Consider the following 22,684-nt stretch of genomic DNA (forward strand, 5'->3'; position numbering starts at 1 on the left):
GCACGTACATAAAATTTATTGGAATATGAAAATTATTGTATTTACGTTACCATCCGGTAAAGTTTGAATCTGTTCCTGTCCATCCTTCATTCTGAACCAAAACACCGTTTGAAAGGTCTATTTCAGACTCAGGAATTTTGAAGAATCCTTTAGTTTCTTTATAACGGTTTGCATATCCGCTTCCGAATTCCTTCATCTTAGTTAAGATACCTTGATTGTAGATTGGTGCACCAACACTTCTTTCCAAACATTGTTCTGCAATATGCCAACGACGGATATCAGCCCAACGACGACCTTCGAAAGCAAGTTCGAAACGGCGCTCCTGTTGTAAAGCTTCCAAAGAGTAAGATACCGGAGGAAGACCTACACGTGCACGAACTTTATTCATACCATCTGCATTCTGTTTTAATTCAGACTGCATCAACAGAACATCTGCAAAACGGATAACACACAAGTCTTGAACATGTCCTAATGCCATATCATCATCAGTTCTACCGAACATTACAGAACCGAATACATTCTTTCTGTTTCCTTGTTCGTCATAAGCCTGTGTAGCTACAACCTTTTTCTGCCAGAAGTTAGAATCTTCTACCTGACGATCTGCACCTTGTGCATATTCTGGATATTCAGTAGCGATGTCGGCAATTGAAGCTTCACGACGTGGGTCATTTGGTTCTGCTTCTTTCCAATCGTTCCACAAGTTTGAAGATACAGGACCTGCCCCCCAACCTTTACCTAATGGGTATGTTGTAGCTTCACCGTTACCCGGAGCACGTACACCGAATGCAAGAGCCCACTGGTTGCTGTAACCTACAGCTCCGTTAGGAAATCCGTCCCATGTTGCCATAGATGACATCTTGATATTCCATATTTGTTCTGGATTTTCACCGTCAGCATACCAATATTTACCAGCATCATACAAATCTTTTACATAATCATAATGACTTGCAGTATATTGGTTAGAATATGGCCAAAGTCTGCGGAAATCATCAACAAGAGAGTGACCTGAATTATTTACACAATCATCTATCCAATTGATAACTTCGTTTTTAGTGATAGTTCCTGCATTAGTTCCTGTTCCATCACCAAGTGGCATGTCTGCAGTTTGATAGAAACCTGTATAGAACAAGAATACACGAGCCATCATAGCTTCTGCTGCCCATTTGGTTACTCTTCCGGAAGTTGTTTGTGCATAGTTTGTTGAAGGAAGCAATTCAATTGCTTTTTTCAAATCGTAGCCAATCTGTCCGTAGATAGCAGCCGGTTCTGCTTTAGGTAAGTTCTCACTTTCTGTTTTTAAAGTTAATGGGAAAGTACCCCAAAGTTCAGCCATTTCATTAAAATAGTATGCACGAAGGAAATGCAATTGACCTTTATAATTGTTCATTTGGTCTTCTGAAATTTCAGAAGCACATTGGTCAATAGTTTCCAAAGCCATATTTGCACGATAAACACCTTTGTAATAATCTGTCCAAGCAGGTTTAAGTGCATCTGTTCCATAGTTCAACAAGTGTCCAAGACCTGTAAAGTGCTTATCGTTTGAACCACCACCACCGAAACGTTCATCTGAAGCTAATTCACTTACGAAAAAGTTTGATGAGCTATAATCTGTTGTAACAATATTCAATACTGAATATACACCGGTAACCATATTATCTGCATCTGTAGCAGTTGATGGAAAGTTACCTGTATTTTTCTTTGTATAACTTTCTGTGTCCAGGAAGTTTTCACAGCCAGTAGTCAATGTCATAAGTCCGGCTGCAGCCATTAACAAATATTTTTTCATACCTTTCACTCAATTAAAATTTAAGATTTACACCAACTAAGAATGTTCTAGGACTTGGGTAGAAACCTACATCAATACCTGATCCCCAGTCATAAGCAGAATTTGTACTACCTGCGTAACCAACTTCAGGATCCATACCAGAATAACCTGTTATAGTGAATAGGTTCTGAGCTGTGAAGTATAGACGAGCCTGGCTCAATGGCATGTTCTTGAACAATTTCTTGAAGTCATAACCGATAGTGATGTTACTAATCTTAACATAGTCGGCATCTTCTATATAAAGGTCAGAAATATTCTGCCAGTTAGTAGATGTACCATCAGTTAATCTTGGTAAGAAATTAGAAGTTCCTTCACCATCCCAGCAGTTAAGAATGTCTGTTGTGAAGTTTTCCAATGGCATATCGGCAAATGAACGGTATGATTTGGCAATCTGCTGTCCGAATGCTCCATATGCTGTTACTGCGAAATCAAAACCTTTGTATCCCAATGTAAGTGTCAAACCACTAGTTACGTTAGGATTTGGATCGCCAATCATTGTTTTGTCGGCATCAGTAATCTGACCATCACCGTTTTTGTCAACGAAGATAACATCTCCTGGTTGAGTTGTGTCATATAAACCTTTTCCTGATGCACGGTATTCATCTATTTGTGCTTGGTTTTGGAATACTCCAGCAGTTTCATATCCCCAGAAATATCCAATAGGATAACCGACTTCTGCACGGTACATTTCTGTTGTACCCTGGCTTAATACGTTTGCCGGACCGTGGATGATACCTTCTGTGTTAGCGATACGAGTTACTTCGTTCTTGTTTGTACCAATGTTGAAAGCAACACCATAAGTGAAGTCTCCAATCTGATCGTTCCAGTTCAAAGCAATTTCAATACCTTTGTTCTGAATGTCACCACCGTTGATGTAAGGAGCTCCTGTACCATATGATGCCAAAACCGGTGCCTGAACCAACCAGTCTTTAGTTGTCTTTTTATACCAGTCGAATGCAACACCTAATCTTGAGTTGAAGAATCGAGCATCAAAACCTAAGTCAAGCTGTTCTGAAGTTTCCCAAGTAACATCTTCGTTTGGAAGAATATCTGCATAAGCACCAGTATAAGGAGTCATCTTGTCGTTACCGAAGAAATAACGGTTACCGTTATTCATTGCGATAGTTGCCAAATATTGGAAGTTATCGATAGAAGAGTTACCATTTCTGCCCCAGCTACCACGGATTTTCAAGAATTCCAAACCTTTGTCAACCAAATCCTGCATGAAGTTTTCATTAGTGATTACCCAACCTGCAGATACTGAAGGGAAGTAACCCCAACGGTGACCACGTGCAAAGTTTGCTGATCCATCAGAACGCATGACGATTGATGCCATATATTTTTCTCTGTAGTTATAGTTTACACGTCCGAAGAAAGAAGCTAATGCACCTTCTGTTAAAGGATTACCACCGTATGTAACTTCGTTTAGAGCACCTGGTTTTGTGTTGTCAACATATGCAAAGTCAAAGTCTCCAGGGAAAATAGAGTTTCTACCTCCACTTCTTACTTCTTCTCCCAAGCCCCATTTTTCGATTGACTGACCTAATACAGCATCAAAAGCATGGTCTTCATTTATTTTCCAGCTGTAGCTGATAGTATTTTCCCAAGTGTACTGATGACCTATACTAGAGTTCTGTTGAACATTATCAGTTGTGTTTTGAGTTTGTTGTTCCTAAATAATAAGCTCCGGAATATGAACGGTATGAATTAGAATTCATCTTATATCCGAAAACAGAACGCCATTTCAAATTCTTGATAGGCTGTACTTCCAAATATAAATTACCTTGCAGGTTGTAATTCTTTGTACGGTTGTTACCTCTGTCTGACAATGCCATTTGAGCGATAGGGTTGGATTCTGTTCCATCAAAAGTCCATCCTTCGGCATTCTTCGCATTTTGATCATACCATTCACCATCTTTAGTTCTGACTGGTAACAATGGATTTGCACCTAAAGCATTGTGCATATCGTTACCGTAGATATCACCGATAGCAGGCATGTTTGATTTGTCTGTATAAGTATATGTTAAATTTTCTCCGATTTTGATTGCGTCAAAGTCATCAACTTTTAATACTACATGTTCTGAGTTGATACGTGCTGTGTATCTTTCGTATGTAGGATCAACAGGGTTACCGAAAATACCTTCTTGATTAGTATATGAGAAACCTAATGCAAATTTAGAAGCTTCGCTACCACCAGTAAGGTTGACAGAATGGTTCTGAGTCATAGCACCTTCATTTGCTAATTCTCTAACCCAGTCTGTACCGTTCCAGCTTCCATCTTTGATACTATTGTATAGATAGCTAGGTAACAAGTTTTCCCAATCGTAAGCAGCTTTACCCATATTGGTGTTCATTTTATCCTGAACATCCATATATTGTTGAGCATTCAATAGGTCAGGATATTTTGCAACAGTCTGCCATCCAACATATCCGTCATATGAAAGTTGTACTTTTCCTGCTTTACCTTGTTTTGTAGTAACCAAGATTACACCATTTGCTGCACGTGCACCATAGATTGCTGCAGAAGCTGCATCTTTCAATACGTCGACTGATTCTATATCTGAAGGGTTAAGTGCATTGATATCGCCACCTGCAATACCATCAATTACGTAAAGAGGAGCTGAGTCACCAATTGTACCGACACCACGTACGTTTACTTTAAAGCCTTCGCCTGGTCTACCTGAACTCTGACGAATCTGTACACCTGGAGTTTGTGATTGTAATGCGCCAAGAGCACTGTTTGTTGAGAGTTTCTGCAAATCGTCACCCTTAACCTGAACAGTTGCACCTGTTACCAATTTTTTCTTCTGAACACCATAACCTACAACTACTACTTCATCAAGAGACTGTGAATCTTCTTTCATAACAACATTGTAGACTGTCTGTCCATCTACAATTTTAATAGTCTGATCAATGAAACCGATGTAAGAAACTTGCAATTCAGAACCTACAGGAATTTGGAGTGAGAAGTTTCCGTCAAAATCTGTAACAGCTCCGTTTGTTGTACCTTTTTCCAATACGTTGACTCCTATAAGAGGTAGTCCGTCAGCTCCAGAAGTAACAACTCCCTTAACAGTAACGGTGCTTTGGCCGAAAGCATCAATGCTGCTTACCAATAAAAGAGTTGCCATTGCTGCTCCTTTTGCTAATTTTGAAGATAAATTTGCAAAGGAATTTATTTGAGTTTTTTCTCTCATAAAAAAGATTGATTTAAGTTTTTAAACTATCAATATTAAACTTTTTATTAATGTATATACTTAAAAAGTGAATGTAAAAAGCGGTTAACTTGTAATTTGTAATGTGCTTTTCAAATACAAAACGGTCAACTGGTTTCTAACTCTTTATTTACAATTAAGTATTAACATTTTTTTTTGTATCGCAAAAATATAATAGCTCCAAAAAGACACAAAATTTTTCGTTTAAAAAAATAGGTATCTTTTGTTATATTTTAGGTCAAGATTTGATAATAAGGATGTGTATAGTGGCTGTTTTGACGATGAAATCGTGTTTTTTGTACGCTTAAGAGATAGTTTTTATATTGTGATATGTATAATAACGCTCTTTCTTATTAAGAACTTGAAAATCCGAACATGTTAAATAAAAGTTAAAATGTTTGGGCTGGAGTTAATACTATACCTTATATATTTATTAATTGAATAATTTTGGTAATCAATATTATGTTAACTGAGAAAATCTTTTAATTTTTACATTATTGTATTATGAATTTAAAGAACGTTTTATTTTTTGTGTTAGTGTGCATGACATTTTCCTGCTCAAAACAGGAGAAGGTTGAATGGGTAAGTTCTACCTATGAAAATTTCTGGATTAATGAACCGGTTTTAACTGCAGATGCTTCTTCTGATAAAGTAGATGCTGATGTTGTTATTGATCCTATCAATACGAAACAGACAATTGCCGGTTTTGGAACTTGTTTTAATGAGTTGGGATGGACGTCTTTATGTAAATTGGATTCTTCTACCCGTGAATCTATTCTTAAAGAAATGTTTTATCCTGGTGAAGGTGCCAACTTTACTATATGTAGAATGCCAGTAGCAGCAAATGATTTCGCTTTGGATTGGTATTCATATAATGAAGTGGACAAAGATTTTGAGATGAAAAACTTCTCAATTGATAATGACCGTAAGACTTTGATTCCTTTCATTAAAGCTGCAAAGCGTTATAACAGTGATATCAAGATTTGGGCATCACCTTGGTCTCCTCCAACTTGGATGAAATATAACAAGCACTATGCTAGCAGTTCTACAATGAAAATGGCTAGATTATTCAAGGAAAGAGCTCAGGATGGTGAAAGTACTTATATGTTTAAGGTTGTGGATAACGGACTTCCTGAAGACCGTGAAGGTTTCGAAGGCACAGATATGTTTATCCAGGAAGAAGAATATTTCAAAGCTTATGCTTTGTATTTTTCCAAATTTATTGATGCTTACAAAGCTGAAGGAATTGATATTTTCGGCGTAATGCCTCAGAATGAATTCAATTCGGCTCAGATATTCCCAAGTTGTTGTTGGACAGCGAGAGGTTTGGCTGAGTTTGTAGGAAAATATTTGGGTCCGGTAATGAATGAAAAAGGTGTTGAGGTTATGTTTGGAACTATGGAACGTCCAAATGTTGCTTTAGTTGACACAATTCTTAATGACTCTGAATGTTCTAAATATGTAAAAGCTGTAGGTTTCCAGTGGGCTGGAAAAGATGCTTTGCCTGGTGTATATGCCAAATATCCTGATTTGAAGCTTATTCAGAGCGAACAGGAATGTGGCGACGGAAAGAATAATTGGGAAGGTGCAACACACTCTTGGGACTTGATGAAGCATTATCTTAAGAATGGTGTCAGTATATATGAATACTGGAATACGTCTTTGATGCAAGGAGGTATAAGCCGTTGGGGATGGGCTCAAAATTCTCTCGTAGTTGTTAGTGAGGATGGAAAGAGCTTCAAATATACTCCGGAGTATTATATAATGAAACACGTGAGTCATTATGTTCTTCCTGGAGCTAAACGTATTGAAACTTCAGGTTCATATGATGATGTGCTTGCTTTCGTTAATCAGGATGGAAGTGTAATTGTAATTGCAGGTAACAACGGCAGTGCTGATAAGAAGCTTTCAATCAAAGTAAATGATAAGACATTTACTCCAACATTAAAGTCTAAATCAATAAATACTTTTGTGTTATAAAAAGGTGTTTGATCCTAATTGGTAACAAGGCATAAAAAGAAAAGAGGATGTGCTTGAAATCCGGGTGTAAAAATCCGGTATTGGCACATCCTCTTTTATATATACGGACCCAGCAATTTGTGGGGCCGAACCTAGATTCATTTGGGGTCGAACCTACGCAGCATTGGGTTCGGTCGTATTTTTAGCAATTTATTTACGGATTAAAGATAAATTTCTCCGAAGAAGTCTGGGCAATGAAAATCCGGTGAAGGCAAATCTATAGGATTCCAACTTAAGAAGTGAGGATCTTTTGTGTCGTCAGCGCATTTATAGAAATTAGCCATAAGTTTTACCGGCAGATTATTGCTGTCAACACCTATTGTTGCAAAAGGTATGGCAACAACCAATTCCCACGAGAATACTCCTAATTTTTCCTCAAAAGGCTTGTGCTCAATTGTTGTATGTCTGCGGATAGATGCATATTCTTCTTGTGTGAACGGAACTTTCTCATTACGTGAAAGTCTGTGTGCAGCATCGCAAACACCGATACAGTTGAATTCAAGATTTGTATATAGTCTGGAATCTTCTGGTTTAACAAAAAATTCCACACAGCTATCTCTATGAACAGGCAGCCCATCTTTATCTGCTAAAGCTTTCAAAGAATTTCCTTTAACAAAATATCGCAGGTAGAGGTTTTTGTCTGTCCGCGCAATGTCAAAAGCGACTATTGGCTTGTATGGATAATTTTCAGGCCAATTAACGCTGTCGATATACTCTCTTGTTGCTTGTTTTTCCAATAAAAAGCTTACAGACGACAAATCGAGAACATCTAATGCCGGTAAATAAGGTACTTTAAGCTTCTTCATTTTATTTGATGATATTTGATTTTTATGGCTTTAATCCGTATGAATTCAGCAAAATAGATAAGGCACCAATGATTGATACAACCATTATTATAAAACCTACTGCTTTATTCATTATTCCAACACCTCTGATGTTAAAATGCTTCTTTAGTTTTGTGATAATTGATGTTATACTGAACCACCAACAAAGAGCTCCTATACCAATCCCTCCGATTCCTGCCATAAGCATCGGTATTGAATGTTCCGGAAGAACAAATCCGAACCTGGCGTATAAACCTATATATAACAGAACAATCAACATATTGCTGAATGTCAACAGGAAGGCTGTTATAAGGTCTTGAGTGTAGGAAAGTTTCTTTTCTCGTCCTTTGCGCAAACTTTTTATCGGATTACTGCGGTAGATATAATATCCGAATAATCCTAGAACAATACTTCCAGCTAATTGTAATGGTTGTTGATTTGCTTCAACAAAGTTGATAACAACTCCCATACCAAGACAAGTCAGAACCGCATATATTATATCAGAAAAAGTAGCTCCTATTCCTGTTATGAAACCGTGCCAACGTCCTTTGTTTAGAGTTCTTTGTATGCAAAGCATTCCAACCGGCCCCATTGGCGCTGAAACCAATATGCCGATTATAATACCTTTTATAAATAATTCCAGCATTTTATAGCCTTTCTATCATAATCGCAAAGATACATTTACAAACCGTATCCGGCAAATATTTTTCTGGCATTTTCCAGTCTTTCCTTGCTTAATTGTTCAGTTCCTTTTAAAGGATATTCAATACCGAGCTCGTCATATTTGAATGTGCCCATTGTATGATACGGCAGAAGTTCCACTTTTTTCACACACTTATATTTGCTGACATATTCTGCTAACTTTTGCAAGTCTTCATCATTGTCCGTAAGTCCTGGAACTATTACATGGCGAATCCAAGTATCGATGTTTCTTTCTTCAAGAATATTGAGGAAGCGGAGAGGCATTTCGTGTCTTGCGCCGGTAAGTTTTGGATGCAATTCTGTATTAATAGTTTTTATGTCAAGCATAACAAGGTCTGAATAGTCCAAAACTTTCATGGCTGCATCATTGCAAATGATACCGGATGTGTCAAGCGCCGTATGCAAACCTTCGTTTTTGCATAACCTGAAATATTCGGCAACAAATTCTGCCTGCATCAATGGTTCGCCGCCGGTAACCGTAACTCCTCCTTTGCGGATAAAATTCTTGTATTTCAATACTTCTGTGAGAAGTTCTTCCGGAGTAAGCTCATATTTTACAGCCCGTTTAATGTCCCATGTGTCCGGATTATGGCAATAGGCACATCGCAGTGGGCAACCTTGCATGAAGGTTACGAATCTGATTCCCGGACCGTCCACAGTTCCAAAGCTCTCAAGTGAGTGAATGCGGCCTTTAATATTTTCTGTAAGCATATCTGATGATAAAATAAAAGGAACAAGAAGGCAAGTCGACAAGGCTTTTGGTAGCCTTGTTCCCTTGTCTTCCTGTTCCCTTGTATCTTTATTTATAAAGAATGATTGATTGTACGTGAGATAACATCCAACTGCTGTTCGCGAGTCAACTTAACGAAGTTAACGGCATAACCGGAAACTCGGATTGTAAGCTGCGGATAGTTTTCAGGATGTTCCATAGCGTCAAGAAGCAATTCTTTGTCGAATACATTCACGTTCAAGTGCTGGCCACCGTCCGGAGTGAAATATCCGTCAAGCAAGTTAACCATGTTGTTAACCTGAATTTCACGTTCTTTACCCAAAGTAGCAGGAGAGATAGCGAATGTATAAGAAATACCATCGTGTGCATGCTGGAACGGAAGCTTGGCAACTGAAGCAAGAGCAGCAACTGCACCCTTAGTGTCGCGTCCGTTCATTGGGTTTGCACCCGGAGCGAACGGTGTACCACCAGGACGTCCGTCAGGAGTTGTACCAGTTTTCTTACCGTAAACAACATTCGATGTGATAGTAAGAATTGACTGAGTAGGAACGGCATTACGATATGTTTCGTGCTGACGCAAGTATTCCATGAATTTCTCAGTGATTTCAACTGCAAGACTGTCTGTGCGGTCATCATTGTTTCCGTAAGGAACATATTCGCCTTCACGCTCGAAGTCAACAGCCAAACCACGTTCGTCGCGGATAACTTTAACTTTACAGTCGCGGATTGCAGCCAATGAGTCAGCAACGATTGAAAGACCTGCGATACCAGTTGCGCGGATACGCTCAACATCTCCGTCGTGCAATGCCATCTCGAATGCTTCATAAGCATACTTGTCGTGCATATAGTGAATAATCTTCAACGCATTCACATATACTTTTGCCAACCAGCGCATCATCTGTTCGTATTTTTCCATCACTTCGTTGAAGTCAAGATATTCGCTAGTGATTGGTTCGAACTTAGGAGAAACCTGAACACCTGAGCGTTCGTCGCGACCACCGTTGATAGCGTAAAGCAAACATTTAGCCAAGTTGGCACGAGCACCGAAGAACTGCATCTGCTTACCAATCTTCATCGGAGAAACACAGCAAGCAATACCATAGTCATCACCATAGTCAACGCGCATCAAATCGTCGTTTTCATACTGGATTGCAGATGTATCGATTGAAACCTTAGCGCAATAGCGTTTCCAGTTTTCCGGAGCATTGTTGAACCAAAGAACTGTCAAGTTAGGTTCCGGAGCCGGACCAAGGTTATATAATGTATGCAAATAACGGTAACAAGTCTTTGTAACCAATGAACGGCCGTCCAATCCCTGACCACCAAGAGATTCTGTTACCCAAACTGGGTCGCCAGAGAACAAGTCGTTATATTCCGGAGTACGCAAGAAGCGGACAATACGCAATTTGATGATCATCTGGTCAACCAATTCCTGAGCTTCAGCTTCAGTCAGCTTGCCTTCTTTGATATCTTTTTCGATATAAATATCAAGGAATGTAGCTGTACGTCCGATTGACATAGCTGCACCATCCTGGTCCTTAACAGCTGCAAGGTAAGCAAGATATACGAACTGAACAGCTTCGCGTGCATTTGCAGCAGGGCGAGTTACGTCGAAACCATAACCGGCACACATACGTTCGAATGCCTTCAAAGCATTGATTTGTTCAGTAATCTCTTCGCGACGGCGGATGATTTCTTCAGTGATTTCCTGAATATCCAAACGCTTCTGGAAACGTTTCTTTTCTTCAATCAGGATAGCAGTACCATAAAGAGCCACACGGCGATAGTCACCGATGATACGTCCACGTCCATAAGCATCAGGCAAACCAGTGATGATAGCCGAACGGCGTGCTGCAATCATCTCGTCAGTATATGCAGAGAACACACCTTCGTTGTGAGTCTTGCGATATTTTGTGAAGATTTCCTTAGTCATAGGATCCAGGTGATAGCCGTATGCTTCCAAACTGTTTTCAACCATACGAATACCGCCCTTAGGGAAGATTCCGCGTTTCAGCGGAGCGTCAGTCTGCAAACCAACAATAACTTCGTTATCCTTGTCGATATATCCCGGACCGTAAGTGTCAATTCCTTGAGGAAGTTTAGTTTCGGCATCATAAACGCCTTTTTCGCGTTCCACCTTGAACATCTCGGTCAGTTTGTTCCAAACTTTACGAGTTTTTTCTGTCGAGGGTACAAGGAATGATTCGTCTCCGTCATAAGGAGTGTAGTTGTTCTGGATAAAGTCTCTTACATTGATTTCCTTTTGCCAGGTTCCACCCTTGAACCCTTTCCAATTTTCGCTTGTAAAATTCATAGGTAATATTTTGTCGTTAAAAAATCATTGCAAATTTACTCTTTTCTTCCGTTTTGTCCATCCCCATTTTTAGGTATTTGTGTGACTTTAATAGTATTATAGGATTTATTAACTAGTTTTATGTGGGAAGATGTAAATTTTTGTCGGAAATAATTGTAAAACGCTTTCATTGTGTTTATCTTGGATGTGTGATAAATTTTCAATGAATATTTATCTATATGTAAAAACTTATAAAGTTTCAGGAAGTTCTTATTGTATGAAACAAAATTTTCAACTGCATGAAAAAAGTTTTTCATAATATATGGAAAAAATGTTTCATATAATATGAAAAACTTTTTCCAATCTCTTGAAATATGCTGAAAATGTAACTTGTAGTATTATAACGAGATAGCTATTCTGGCTTTATTTGCTATATCCCCGCTGTTAAAGTTATAAATAGACTTAAAATAAGTCGTGATAGCTTTTAAATATTATTAGTAATTTTGTATGGAAACTTTTGCTCTATAAAACTTCTGAAAATCAGAAAAAACTTCTACCTTTGCAGCGATTTTTGAGATATGACAATATAAAGTCTAACTTACTAATTAAAACAAACTTAAAGTTCTTGAGCTTATTTGCGATTGGGTTTTCTTTCAGAAACATTGATTTCATGAAGGAACAGCTTAAAAACTTATAAACTTAAAAACTAAATAACTCACATTAGTATTAACAATTTTAGAATGGAAAATTTGAAGAACATCCAGCCAGTTGAAGATTTCAACTGGGAAGCTTTTGAAAAAGGCGATTCATTGAGCGGCGTAAGCAAAGAAGATTTGGTAAAGACTTACGACGAAACCCTAAACACTGTAAAAGATAAAGAAGTGGTTATGGGTACAGTTACTGCAATGAACAAACGTGAAGTTGTAGTAAACATTGGCTTCAAATCAGACGGTGTTGTTCCTATGTCTGAATTCCGTTACAATCCAGATTTGAAGGTTGGTGACGAAGTTGAAGTTTACATCGAAAATCAGGAAGACAAAAAAGGACAGTTGGTATTGTCTCACAAGAAAGCTCGTGCTTCTCGTTCTTGGGAACGTGTTAACGAAGCTTTGGAAAATGATGAAATCATCAAGGGTTACATCAAGTGCCGCACTAAGGGTGGTATGATCGTTGACGTATTCGGAATCGAAGCATTCTTGCCAGGTTCTCAGATCGACGTTAAGCCAATCCGCGACTACGATGTATTCGTTGGCAAAACTATGGAATTCAAGATCGTTAAGATCAATCAGGAATTCAAGAACGTTGTTGTTTCTCACAAAGCTCTTATCGAAGCTGAATTGGAACAGCAGAAGAAAGATATCATCTCTAAACTTGAAAAAGGTCAGGTACTTGAAGGTACTGTTAAGAATATCACATCTTACGGTGTATTCATCGACTTGGGCGGCGTAGACGGTTTGATCCACATCACAGACTTGTCTTGGGGTCGTGTTTCTCACCCAGAAGAAATCGTTAAATTGGACGAAAAGATCAACGTTGTTATCTTGGACTTCGACGACGAAAAGAAACGTATCGCTTTGGGCTTGAAGCAGCTTACTCCTCATCCATGGGATGCTTTGGATCCAAACTTGAAAGTTGGTGACAAAGTTAAAGGTAAAGTTGTCGTTATGGCTGACTACGGTGCATTCATCGAAATCGCTCCGGGCGTAGAAGGTTTGATCCACGTTTCTGAAATGTCTTGGACTCAGCACTTGCGTTCAGCTCAGGACTTCATGAAAGTTGGTGACGAAGTTGAAGCTGTTATCTTGACTTTGGATCGTGAAGAACGTAAGATGTCTTTGGGTATCAAACAGCTTAAGGCTGATCCATGGGAAAACATCGAAGAACGTTTCCCTGTAGGTTCTAAGCACACTGCAAAAGTTCGCAACTTCACTAACTTCGGTGTATTCGTAGAAATCGAAGAAGGTGTTGATGGTTTGATCCACATTTCTGACTTGTCTTGGACTAAGAAAATCAAACACCCATCAGAATTCACTCAGATTGGTGCTGAAATCGAAGTTCAGGTATTGGAAATCGACAAAGAAAACCGTCGTTTGAGCTTAGGTCACAAACAGTTGGAAGAAAACCCATGGGATGTATTCGAAACAATCTTCACTGTAGGTTCAATCCACGAAGGTACAGTTATCGAAGTGTTGGATAAGGGTGCTGTAATCGCATTGCCTTATGGCGTTGAAGGTTTCGCAACTCCAAAGCACTTGGTTAAAGAAGACGGTTCACAGGCTCAGGTAGACGAAAAATTGCAGTTCAAGGTAATCGAATTCAACAAAGAAGCTAAGAGAATCATCTTGTCTCACAGCCGTGTATTCGAAGACGAACAGAAGTCTGCTAAGAAAGAAGCTGCTGCTGAAAAGAAAGCTAAACACAGCAAGAAAGAAGAAAGCAACGTAGTTTCTACTCAGGTTGAAAAAACAACTTTGGGTGACATCGAAGAACTTGCTGCTTTGAAAGAAAAATTGGCTGGTAAATAATTTGTAAGCTAATTGAATCAATATATGGAAAGCCGGTTTCTTAGGAAATCGGCTTTCTTTTTTATATATCATAAATAAATGAAAAAGTTAGTAATTTTCGACTTAGACGGAACATTGCTGAATACGATTGACGATTTGGCAACCAGTACGAATTATGCTTTACAGAAGAACGGTTTTCCAACTCATGAATTGCCAGAGTATAAGTTTTTCGTGGGAAACGGTATAAACAAATTATTCGAACGGGCTTTGCCTGAAGGTGAAAAGACGGAAGAAAACGTAATGAAAGTCCGTAAGGAATTCCTTATACATTATAATATACATAACGCTGATTTAAGCAAGCCTTACCCTGGAATTGAGTCTTTGCTTGAAGCATTACAGTCAAAAGGAATAAAAATAGCTGTAGCTTCAAACAAATACCACGAAGCAACAAAGAAGCTGATTTCAGAGTTTTTCCCTAAGATTGATTTTGTGGCTGTGTTTGGTCAGCGTGAAGGTGTTCCGGCAAAACCTTCTCCAGATGTTGTCCTGGAAATATTGTCACAGACAGGATGCGAAAAAGAAGATACATTATATATAGGAGATTCAAATGTAGATATGCAGACGGCTATAAATGCCGGTGTTGATGCTTGCGGTGTGAGCTGGGGATTCCGTCCGTTGTCGGAGATTGAGGAATATTCTCCACGTTTCATAGCCAATAAGGCAGAAGAAATACTTGCATATGCTTGTATGTGAAATTTGGATCGTCAGAAATAAAAACGGAGAAACAATTTGAATTATTTGTTTCTCCGTTTTTTTATTCCTATGCTGTTTTCTTACTCTTCAATGCCTAACAAAGAATTCATTTCTTTGCGTTTTTCAAGGTCTTCGAAGTAAGTTTCAACTACTTTGTAAAGGTCAAAACCTTGTGTAGAGCCAGCTGCCAAACCAAGTTTGTTGGCCATATCCTTAACTGCATTGTGAATTAACTGCTTGTCCAATAAATGGAGCTCTTCCTTATGAATAAAAGCTTTCTTTTCCATAATGTATTATTTTAAAAAGATTAATTCTACGTGTCACAAATATTGGAAAAAACAATTTAAAAAGCAAACTTTTGGGGCAAATATTATAGGGGTAAAATGAAAATACTTTTTGTGATATTCTTAACTTCCTAAGAATGCATATGTTAATTTGCAATTGAAATGTAATCTTATTTACACTGTCCTGCAATATGGATACGGTAATTTTGGACAAGAATAAATATTGATTACCATGTATTTGCGGAAACATTATCGTACGGTTGTTCTCTCGGATATTCATTTGGGAACAGCTTACTCAAAAGTAGAGGAAGTGTGTCGTTTTTTACAGTCTGTGAATTGTGACAAGTTGATTCTTAACGGTGACATTATTGACGGCTGGAATCTCCGAAAAAACGGAACCAGAAAATGGCAACCGGCGCATACGCGTTTTTTCAAGATTCTTATGAAACTGATGGAAAAATGTGGAACAGAAATCATATATGTTCGTGGAAACCATGACGATTTCCTCGATGCTTTGACACCGCTCCGTCTCGGAACAATACAGATTGTTAGAGATTACGTACTTGAAAGTGGAAACAAAAGATATTATGTTACGCATGGTGATATCTTCGACCGTGTGACTTCTCAAATGAAATGGATGGCATATCTTGGCGATTATGGATATTCATTCCTTTTATGGTTCAACAGTCTTTATAACCGTTATCGCGCATGGCGAGGCAAACCTTACTTTTCGCTTTCGCAGAAAATAAAGCATAAAGTAAAATCGGCAGTTTCTTATATTTCTGATTTTGAAAAGACTCTTTCGGATTTTGCCCTTGCCAGAAATTATGATGGTGTTATCTGCGGGCATATTCATCATCCGGCAGATATTCATTATGATTCGGTTCATTATCTTAATTCTGGCGACTGGGTTGAAACTCTTTCCGCATTGACCGAAGATGAGGACGGAAAATGGAATATACTTTATTATTCAGAAGATGTAGATTCTGAAGGTAATTTGAACTTTACTGTTGTCCCTGAAATTGTATCTGCGTCATGAAGTTTTTATTTATTGTCCAAGGTGAAGGCCGTGGGCATCTTACTCAGTGTATAGCTCTTGAGAAAATATTGAGGAATAACGGGCATGAAGTTGTCGAAATATTGGTCGGCAAAAGTGCTTCACGCCAGCTTCCGTCTTTTTTCCAAAAGAATGTCATTGCTCCTGTGAGCAGATTTGAAAGTCCGAACTTTCTTCCTTCTCCATCAACGAAACGCAGTAATGTATTTCGTAGTTTGTTTTATAACTTATTCAGGACTCCGGCATATTTGAAAAGCATGTCATTCATTAATCGCAGGATTAGGGAGACGAATGCTGATGCAGTTATCAATTTCTATGAATTGCTGACCGGGCTTACTTATGCAATGTATCCTATTCATGTTCCGCAGATTTGTATCGGACATCAATATTTGTTTTTACATAAAGACTTTGTTTTGCCAGAGCATTTGAAAATAAAGATTCGTGTTCTTAATTTCTTTTCGAAGCTTACCTGTATTGGTGCTTCTCACAAACTGGCATTGTCTTTTACAAATATGGATAAGGACAAGCAACATCGTATAACAGTTGTTCCTCCTTTGCTTAGAAAAGAAGTATTCTCTCTCAACCCCACTAAAGGAGATTATATTCACGGATATCTGGTTAATTCCGGTTTTGCAGAGAATGTAGAATATTGGCATAAGATTAATCCGGAAACGCCACTAAGATTCTTTTGGGACAGAAAAGGAGAGAGTCCGGTAAAGGTCATTGATGAAACTCTTAGTTTTTACCAACTTGATGACAAAGAATTTCTTAGTCAGATGAGCGGATGCAAGGCTTATGCTTCAACCGCAGGTTTTGAATCAATATGTGAGGCAATGTATTTGGGTAAGCCAATATTGATGGTGCCGGCTCACATCGAGCAAGATTGTAATGCTTTTGATGCAGTGAGAAACGGAGCAGGAATAACATCGTTGGATTTTGATTTAGGCAGCCTAATTGCTTTTTCATCTGATTTCAATCCTAATATCGAATTTAAAGTTTGGGTGGACAAAGCTTCTCAGATGATTATGTCTGCAATCTAAGATGGCTTACATTATTATTATATAGGACATACATATACTGCTGTAAGGAAAGCTTTGCAATAATAAATGATGAATATTGATTCATAAATCTTAGAAAACACAATATGATGTTATTTTTGCGCAAAATTTTGACAAGCTCTAAAATAAACTTTATAAATTTATAGACTAAATATTATTGTACATTGCTGTATTATAGAACAATTATAAGTTAATTGTTCTTTTGTGTTTTTAAAATTCATAGGTATGAGAATAAAAAACAAGAAAACTTATTTGCCCAGAGATATAAGCTGGATGTATTTTAACCGGCGTATTTTGCGGGAGGCAGGAAAAACTACCGTTCCTTTGTTGGAAAGATTGTCATTCCTTGGAATTTACTCAAACAATTTGGATGAGTTTTTCAGAGTGAGAGTGGCAACTCTTAGCCGTATTGCAGAATGCGATAATAAGGAAGCAAAGAAAAATAAGGAAGAAGCATTGGATATATTAAAGGAGATAAACAAACTTAATACGGCTTTTTCCAAAGATTTTGAGAAAATAAATGCTGAAATAAATAAGCAACTCAAGGAAGAAGGTATATTCTTGCTTAAAGATACAGAGTTGGATGAGGACCAAAAGGAGTTTGTTCGTTCGTTTTATATTCAGAATCTTAACGGTGTAGTAATTCCTGTTTGGTATTCAGCTGTGAAATATCTTGATTTGGAAACAGACGAGAATATTTATCTTGCTGTACGTTTGTCAAAAGGTTCATCTGAAAAGAAAAAGTTCGAGTATGCATTTCTTGAATTGCCTGTTGGCGTTTGCGGTCGTTTTGTGCGTTTACCGGATAAAGACGGTAAAAGCTATTTGATGTATCTTGATGACGTAATACGTTTTTGTTTGCCGCATATTTTCTGTGGATTGGAATATACAGAATATGAAGCATACTCTTTCAAGTTTACTCGTGACGCAGAGATGGAAATCGATAATGACTTGCGTAACGGTATGCTTCAGAAAATATCCAAAGGCGTTAAAAGCCGTAAGCGTGGCGAACCGTTGCGAGTTGTTTATGATTCAACTATGCCTAAACTTCTGCTGAAGCAGGTTCTTTCCAAACTTGATTTGGACAAATTGGATATTGTTCTTGCCGGAGGTCGTTATCATAACCATAAGGATTTGATGAAATTCCCTGATTGCGGACGCAAAGACCTCAAATATCCGGTTTGGAATCCTATTCTTAAATCAGAGTTGGCTGGTGATGAAAGTATACTGAAACTGATACGTCAATCCGACCGTTTCATCCATGTTCCATATCATAGCTTTGATTCTTATATCCGTGTTCTTCAGGAGGCCGCTGTCAATAAAGAGGTTAAAGCCATAAAAACAACTTTATACAGGTTGGCAAAAGACTCTAAGGTAATTAAGGCATTGATTGGTGCTGCCCGAAATGGAAAGAAAGTAACAGTAGTGATTGAACTCCTTGCACGTTTTGATGAGGCTTCAAACATCGGTTGGTCTAAGAAAATGCAGGATGCGGGAATTCATGTGATTTTCGGTGTTGAAGGTTTGAAAGTTCATTCCAAGATTACTCATATCACAATGAAATCCGGAAATGATATTGCTTGTATAAGCACTGGTAATTTCCATGAAGGAAATGCAAGAATGTATACAGACTATATGCTGATGACGGCTTCACGTCCAATTGTACGCGAGGTAAATGCTGTTTTCAGTTTTATTGAGCGTCCTTATTCTCCGGTACGTTTCAAGGAATTGCTTGTATCGCCGAATGAAATGAAGAATAAGTTTGTAAAACTTATCAATGATGAGATACGTAATAAAGAAGCCGGAAAGCCTGCATATATTAAGGTAAAGATTAATCATATTACTGACCCGGTTATCGTATCCAAACTTTACGAAGCAGCACGTAGTGGAGTTCCTGTTGAATTGTTGGTTCGAGGAAACTGTTCTCTTTATCCGGACTTGCATGATTTGAATGGAAATATGAAGGTCGTAGGCATAATTGACCGTTATCTTGAACATTCTCGAATATTCATCTTTGCTGCAGGTGGAGAGGAAAAGATATTTATTGGTTCGGCAGACTGGATGCCTCGAAATCTTGATAATCGTATCGAGGTTGTAACTCCAATTTATGATCCGGCAATCAAAGAAGATTTGAAACGAGTTGTTCAGTTTGGTCTTGATGATACGAAACAAGGACGAATCGTTGACGGATATGGAACTAATGAAAGCAATACATTGGCTGATGGTTCTGTTTTCCGTTCACAGGAAGAACTTTATAAGTTGTATTTTGAGAAAGACTCAAAATGCTGAAAAGCGATACATAAACAAACTATAAATATAAAAAACTATGGCAGTAAAGAATTATGCGGCTATTGATATAGGTTCCAATGCCGTACGTTTATTGATTAAAAGTGTTTCTTCATCCATACAGGATAAAGAAGATAAATTCTCGAAAGTTCTTTTATTACGTGTACCACTGCGCCTTGGTTTTGATGTTTTTGAGAAAGGACGTATATCTCCGGAAAAGGAAGAAAGAATGCGTCGTTTGATGAAAGCTTATCGTCATTTGATGAAGATTTACGGAGTTGAGAGGTATCGTGCATGTGCTACGTCTGCTATGCGCGATGCTGAAAACGGAAAATCCATTATAAAGAAAATTAAGAAAACTACAGGCATTAACATCGAGATTATTGATGGTCAGGAAGAAGCCAAAATGGTATATAATAACCATATGGAATGTCGTGAAGACAGAAATGGTAATTATATGTATGTTGATGTCGGTGGTGGTAGTACTGAAGTTAATTTCCTTGTTAATGGTGAGTTGGTATATTCGAAATCATTCAATATTGGAACCGTCAGAATTCTTACGGGGGGTGTTACTGAAGCTGCTTGGCAGCAGATGCGTGATGAGATAGAAGAAAATACACGTAATTATCCTGTTGTTAATATAATCGGTTCTGGTGGAAACATCAATAAACTTTATCGTTTGATTGAGAAAAAGGACAAGAAGCGTAAACGTATTCCTGTTTCTTCATTGCAACAGATATACGACCGTTTGAAGATTCTTACTCCTGAAGCTCGTATGGATGAATATAACCTCAAGCCGGACCGTGCTGATGTTATTGTTCCGGCTTCCGAAATATTCCTTTGCCTTGCCGAGAAGCTGAAATCCGAATATATCTATGTTCCTGAAATAGGTCTTTCTGATGGTATTATTGATCAGTTGTATGCGGAGGATAGAGAAGTTGAGAAGTTAAGTAATCAAGGAGTTAAGTAGAGTATGTACTAATATCCTTGTCAACTTGTTCCATCGTCATCTATCAATAAAAAAGCCTCACTTCCCAGTGAGGCTTTTTTATTATCGAAAATAACCAATAAAAACTTTCCGATATTTCTTCAAAATCATCTTACATGCTTACATAATTAGCGTTCGGTCTTGGTTCAGCGATTATACTAATAGTGTTACGTTTATTTTGACATTGCAAAGATATTGCCATATAATAACTGTGGCAATACCTATATTTTAGTAAAAATATATGTGTAGTACCTATTTGTTGCTATTATGATTAAATAAATGAATAAAAACATGGTAGTGTTTTCCCCGAAACATCTGTTGTTTGCTCTGAAATGTCAAATGTTTTCGGGATAACAACGGACATAACAGGAAGGTTTCCGCAGATATGTTTCACAATTCTTCTATGTTGATGATTATCAGATAAATCATGTGATTTTAGAATATGGTTTAATATATCAATGTTTTTAGGGAAAAATGGGTCCGAACCTACGCTCAATTGGGGCCGTATATAATCGGACGTAGGTTCGGACCTACGTTCACGTAGGACTAGACCTATTTTTCAACAATTTTGAACAGCTGTCAACCTGAATTGTAAAACTCCTAATTTTATATACTCTCGTTAACAAAACAATACCTATAATATGGTAAATTTCTCCATCTTATACTATCTGTTAGGTATTTGTTATAATGTTGAGGAATAAATACCTACCATAAGGTATTATCCCCTTTTATATACCTATTCTATGTGATTGTTGTAGGTTTTTTGCAGCCATACCTTTGCGAAAAATTTACAAATAGAATGAAAAGATTAACTAAATTATTCTTGTTTTCTCTGTGCTTGACTTCTTCTGTAAATGCTCAGGAAAATTCTGAAAAGACAGCTGCGGAACACTCTGCAGAAATATATGCATCGGGATATGAAAAGTTTCGTTTTGGTGGATATGGTGAAGCACTTGCCAGTTTTATGGATTATGGAATAAATCGTTTCACAGGAACTTCATCAGGAAATAAAAAGGTAAACAGAAATTCAATATCAATCCCAAGATTTGTTGTTGCTTTCGATTATAAATTTAATTCCCAATGGGTTCTTGGTGCCGAAATTGAATTTGAGGCAGGAGGTACAGGTTCGGCGTACGAACTTGAAAATACTGAAAATGGGGAATATGAAACAGAAGTTGAAAAAGGCGGTGAAGTAGCTTTGGAGCAATTCCATATAACTCGCCTTATTCATCCTGCGTTTAATGTGCGTGTCGGTCATTTGATTGTCCCGGTTGGACTGACAAACGAACATCATGAGCCGATTAATTTCTTCGGAACATCACGTCCGGAAGGCGAATCTACAATTATTCCATGTACATGGCATGAAAACGGACTAGAGTTTTTCGGAACATTCGGCGAAAAATATTCCCGTTTCAATTATCAGTTTCTGATTGTAGCAGGATTGAATGCCTGTGGTTTTGACCGCAATACTTGGGTTGCCGGAGGAAAACAAGGCTTGTTTGAGACAGATAATTTCACATCTCCGGCTTATGTGGCTCGCTTGAATTATCTTGGAGTTCCAGGATTGAAAATCGGAGGTTCTTTCTACTATTGCAACAATGTTGGAGCTAATTCCGACAAGCCTGAAACATTTGCATCAATAGGCCGCTCGCCATTGAAAATATATACAGCAGACTTACAGTATAAGAATAAATATATAACGGCAAGGGCAAATATGATTTACGGAGATTTGGCAAACTCCGAAGCTTTGTCGTCGGCGATTCGTGGGCAATCAAATACTTCTCCTTACAGCCGCACAGTTCCTGTGGCTAGCAATGCTGTCAGTTATGGTGGTGAACTTGGTATAAATCTGCGTTCTTTATTCGGTTCTCAGTCGAAGTTTCCAGTTATTTATCCTTTTGCCAGATATGAATATTACAACCCGCAGGAAAAAGGAGAGGGAAAGCAAGTTATGGATTTACGTAATAAAGTTAATATGTGGTCGGTCGGAGCCAACTGGTATGCATTGCCGAATCTTGTAGTAAAAGCAGACTATAAAGCCAGAAAGATTGGTGGAGGAAAATATAATAGCGAGAATGAATTTAGCCTTGGAATTGCCTACATCGGTTGGTTCTTTAGCAGATAGACTATTGTAGGAACGAGTTGA

General features: G+C 38.0%; 14 protein-coding genes and 1 pseudogene. 8 read left to right on the forward strand and 7 right to left on the reverse strand.

Translation table 11 applies throughout. The annotated features are described in order from the left end of the window. Positions 1-46: 46 nt before the first annotated feature. Together ACYIAR_RS11155 and ACYIAR_RS11160 are read right to left on the reverse strand one after the other, a co-directional pair. The gene (locus ACYIAR_RS11155; protein ID WP_480329636.1) at positions 47-1,786 is read right to left on the reverse strand and encodes a RagB/SusD family nutrient uptake outer membrane protein; all 1,740 of its coding nucleotides are present in this window, start codon (positions 1,784-1,786) and stop codon (positions 47-49) included. A gap of 13 nt (positions 1,787-1,799) precedes the next feature. After that, positions 1,800-5,022 (reverse strand): annotated as a pseudogene (locus ACYIAR_RS11160) (SusC/RagA family TonB-linked outer membrane protein). Positions 5,023-5,544: 522 nt separating this feature from the next. Between ACYIAR_RS11160 and ACYIAR_RS11165 the strand changes: the two are divergent. Next, positions 5,545-7,020 (forward strand): glycoside hydrolase family 30 protein, encoded by a 1,476-nt coding sequence (locus tag ACYIAR_RS11165; RefSeq protein ID WP_480329637.1) that lies wholly within the window; start codon positions 5,545-5,547, stop codon positions 7,018-7,020. 200 nt (positions 7,021-7,220) lie between these two features. Here ACYIAR_RS11165 and ACYIAR_RS11170 read toward each other — a convergent pair whose 3' ends face one another. From ACYIAR_RS11170 to pflB, 4 genes are all read right to left on the reverse strand, one after another. Then, positions 7,221-7,865 carry a carbohydrate-binding family 9-like protein gene (locus ACYIAR_RS11170; protein ID WP_480329638.1) on the reverse strand — a complete coding sequence of 215 codons (645 nt, stop codon included), beginning with the start codon at positions 7,863-7,865 and terminating at the stop codon, positions 7,221-7,223. 22 nt (positions 7,866-7,887) lie between these two features. After that, positions 7,888-8,529 (reverse strand): LysE family translocator, encoded by a 642-nt coding sequence (locus ACYIAR_RS11175; RefSeq protein WP_480329639.1) that lies wholly within the window; start codon positions 8,527-8,529, stop codon positions 7,888-7,890. 35 nt (positions 8,530-8,564) lie between these two features. Further along, a complete protein-coding gene (pflA, locus tag ACYIAR_RS11180) occupies positions 8,565-9,296 on the reverse strand; it encodes a pyruvate formate-lyase-activating protein (protein ID WP_480329640.1) in 732 nt (243 codons plus the stop codon). 92 nt (positions 9,297-9,388) lie between these two features. Further along, entirely contained in the window at positions 9,389-11,629 is a 2,241-nt protein-coding gene (gene pflB, locus ACYIAR_RS11185) for a formate C-acetyltransferase (RefSeq protein WP_480329641.1), read from the reverse strand. Between the two features lie 719 nt (positions 11,630-12,348). On the opposite strand from pflB, the gene rpsA reads away from it, so the two are divergent. Next, positions 12,349-14,133, forward strand: a complete 1,785-nt coding sequence (gene rpsA, locus ACYIAR_RS11190) for a 30S ribosomal protein S1 (RefSeq protein WP_480329642.1) — start codon at positions 12,349-12,351, stop codon at positions 14,131-14,133. Between the two features lie 78 nt (positions 14,134-14,211). Further along, positions 14,212-14,865, forward strand: coding sequence for an HAD family hydrolase (locus tag ACYIAR_RS11195; RefSeq protein WP_480329643.1), 654 nt, complete (start codon positions 14,212-14,214; stop codon positions 14,863-14,865). Positions 14,866-14,945: 80 nt separating this feature from the next. Here ACYIAR_RS11195 and ACYIAR_RS11200 read toward each other — a convergent pair whose 3' ends face one another. Next, positions 14,946-15,152 carry a hypothetical protein gene (locus tag ACYIAR_RS11200; protein ID WP_480329644.1) on the reverse strand — a complete coding sequence of 69 codons (207 nt, stop codon included), beginning with the start codon at positions 15,150-15,152 and terminating at the stop codon, positions 14,946-14,948. Positions 15,153-15,381: 229 nt separating this feature from the next. On the opposite strand from ACYIAR_RS11200, the gene ACYIAR_RS11205 reads away from it, so the two are divergent. From ACYIAR_RS11205 to ACYIAR_RS11225, 5 genes are all read left to right on the forward strand, one after another. Beyond that, complete coding sequence (locus ACYIAR_RS11205; protein ID WP_480329645.1) at positions 15,382-16,188, forward strand: UDP-2,3-diacylglucosamine diphosphatase; 807 nt, start codon at positions 15,382-15,384, stop codon at positions 16,186-16,188. After that, a complete protein-coding gene (locus tag ACYIAR_RS11210; protein ID WP_480329646.1) occupies positions 16,185-17,246 on the forward strand; it encodes a glycosyltransferase family protein in 1,062 nt (353 codons plus the stop codon). The genes ACYIAR_RS11205 and ACYIAR_RS11210 overlap by 4 nt, the downstream gene beginning before the upstream one ends. A gap of 243 nt (positions 17,247-17,489) precedes the next feature. Continuing rightward, positions 17,490-19,553, forward strand: coding sequence for an RNA degradosome polyphosphate kinase (locus tag ACYIAR_RS11215; protein ID WP_480329647.1), 2,064 nt, complete (start codon positions 17,490-17,492; stop codon positions 19,551-19,553). 37 nt (positions 19,554-19,590) lie between these two features. After that, positions 19,591-20,520 carry a Ppx/GppA phosphatase family protein gene (locus ACYIAR_RS11220; RefSeq protein ID WP_480329648.1) on the forward strand — a complete coding sequence of 310 codons (930 nt, stop codon included), beginning with the start codon at positions 19,591-19,593 and terminating at the stop codon, positions 20,518-20,520. Positions 20,521-21,337: 817 nt separating this feature from the next. Continuing rightward, positions 21,338-22,663 carry a hypothetical protein gene (locus ACYIAR_RS11225; protein WP_480329649.1) on the forward strand — a complete coding sequence of 442 codons (1,326 nt, stop codon included), beginning with the start codon at positions 21,338-21,340 and terminating at the stop codon, positions 22,661-22,663. Positions 22,664-22,684 lie beyond the last annotated feature (21 nt).

It is taken from the genome of Parabacteroides sp. KHUB-01 (assembly GCF_056640935.1).

What these genes read in the sequence shown, in the direction of transcription:
- ACYIAR_RS11170 (WP_480329638.1), bottom strand. Translation starts at nt 7,865, where the DNA reads ATGAAGAAGCTTAAAGTACCTTATTTACCGGCATTAGATGTTCTCGAT.
- ACYIAR_RS11225 (WP_480329649.1), top strand. Translation starts at nt 21,338, where the DNA reads ATGAAAAGATTAACTAAATTATTCTTGTTTTCTCTGTGCTTGACTTCT.
- ACYIAR_RS11165 (WP_480329637.1), top strand. Translation starts at nt 5,545, where the DNA reads ATGAATTTAAAGAACGTTTTATTTTTTGTGTTAGTGTGCATGACATTT.
- ACYIAR_RS11200 (WP_480329644.1), bottom strand. Translation starts at nt 15,152, where the DNA reads ATGGAAAAGAAAGCTTTTATTCATAAGGAAGAGCTCCATTTATTGGAC.
- ACYIAR_RS11155 (WP_480329636.1), bottom strand. Translation starts at nt 1,786, where the DNA reads ATGAAAAAATATTTGTTAATGGCTGCAGCCGGACTTATGACATTGACT.
- rpsA (WP_480329642.1), top strand. Translation starts at nt 12,349, where the DNA reads ATGGAAAATTTGAAGAACATCCAGCCAGTTGAAGATTTCAACTGGGAA.
- ACYIAR_RS11215 (WP_480329647.1), top strand. Translation starts at nt 17,490, where the DNA reads ATGAGAATAAAAAACAAGAAAACTTATTTGCCCAGAGATATAAGCTGG.
- ACYIAR_RS11205 (WP_480329645.1), top strand. Translation starts at nt 15,382, where the DNA reads ATGTATTTGCGGAAACATTATCGTACGGTTGTTCTCTCGGATATTCAT.
- ACYIAR_RS11175 (WP_480329639.1), bottom strand. Translation starts at nt 8,529, where the DNA reads ATGCTGGAATTATTTATAAAAGGTATTATAATCGGCATATTGGTTTCA.
- pflB (WP_480329641.1), bottom strand. Translation starts at nt 11,629, where the DNA reads ATGAATTTTACAAGCGAAAATTGGAAAGGGTTCAAGGGTGGAACCTGG.
- ACYIAR_RS11220 (WP_480329648.1), top strand. Translation starts at nt 19,591, where the DNA reads ATGGCAGTAAAGAATTATGCGGCTATTGATATAGGTTCCAATGCCGTA.
- ACYIAR_RS11210 (WP_480329646.1), top strand. Translation starts at nt 16,185, where the DNA reads ATGAAGTTTTTATTTATTGTCCAAGGTGAAGGCCGTGGGCATCTTACT.
- pflA (WP_480329640.1), bottom strand. Translation starts at nt 9,296, where the DNA reads ATGCTTACAGAAAATATTAAAGGCCGCATTCACTCACTTGAGAGCTTT.
- ACYIAR_RS11195 (WP_480329643.1), top strand. Translation starts at nt 14,212, where the DNA reads ATGAAAAAGTTAGTAATTTTCGACTTAGACGGAACATTGCTGAATACG.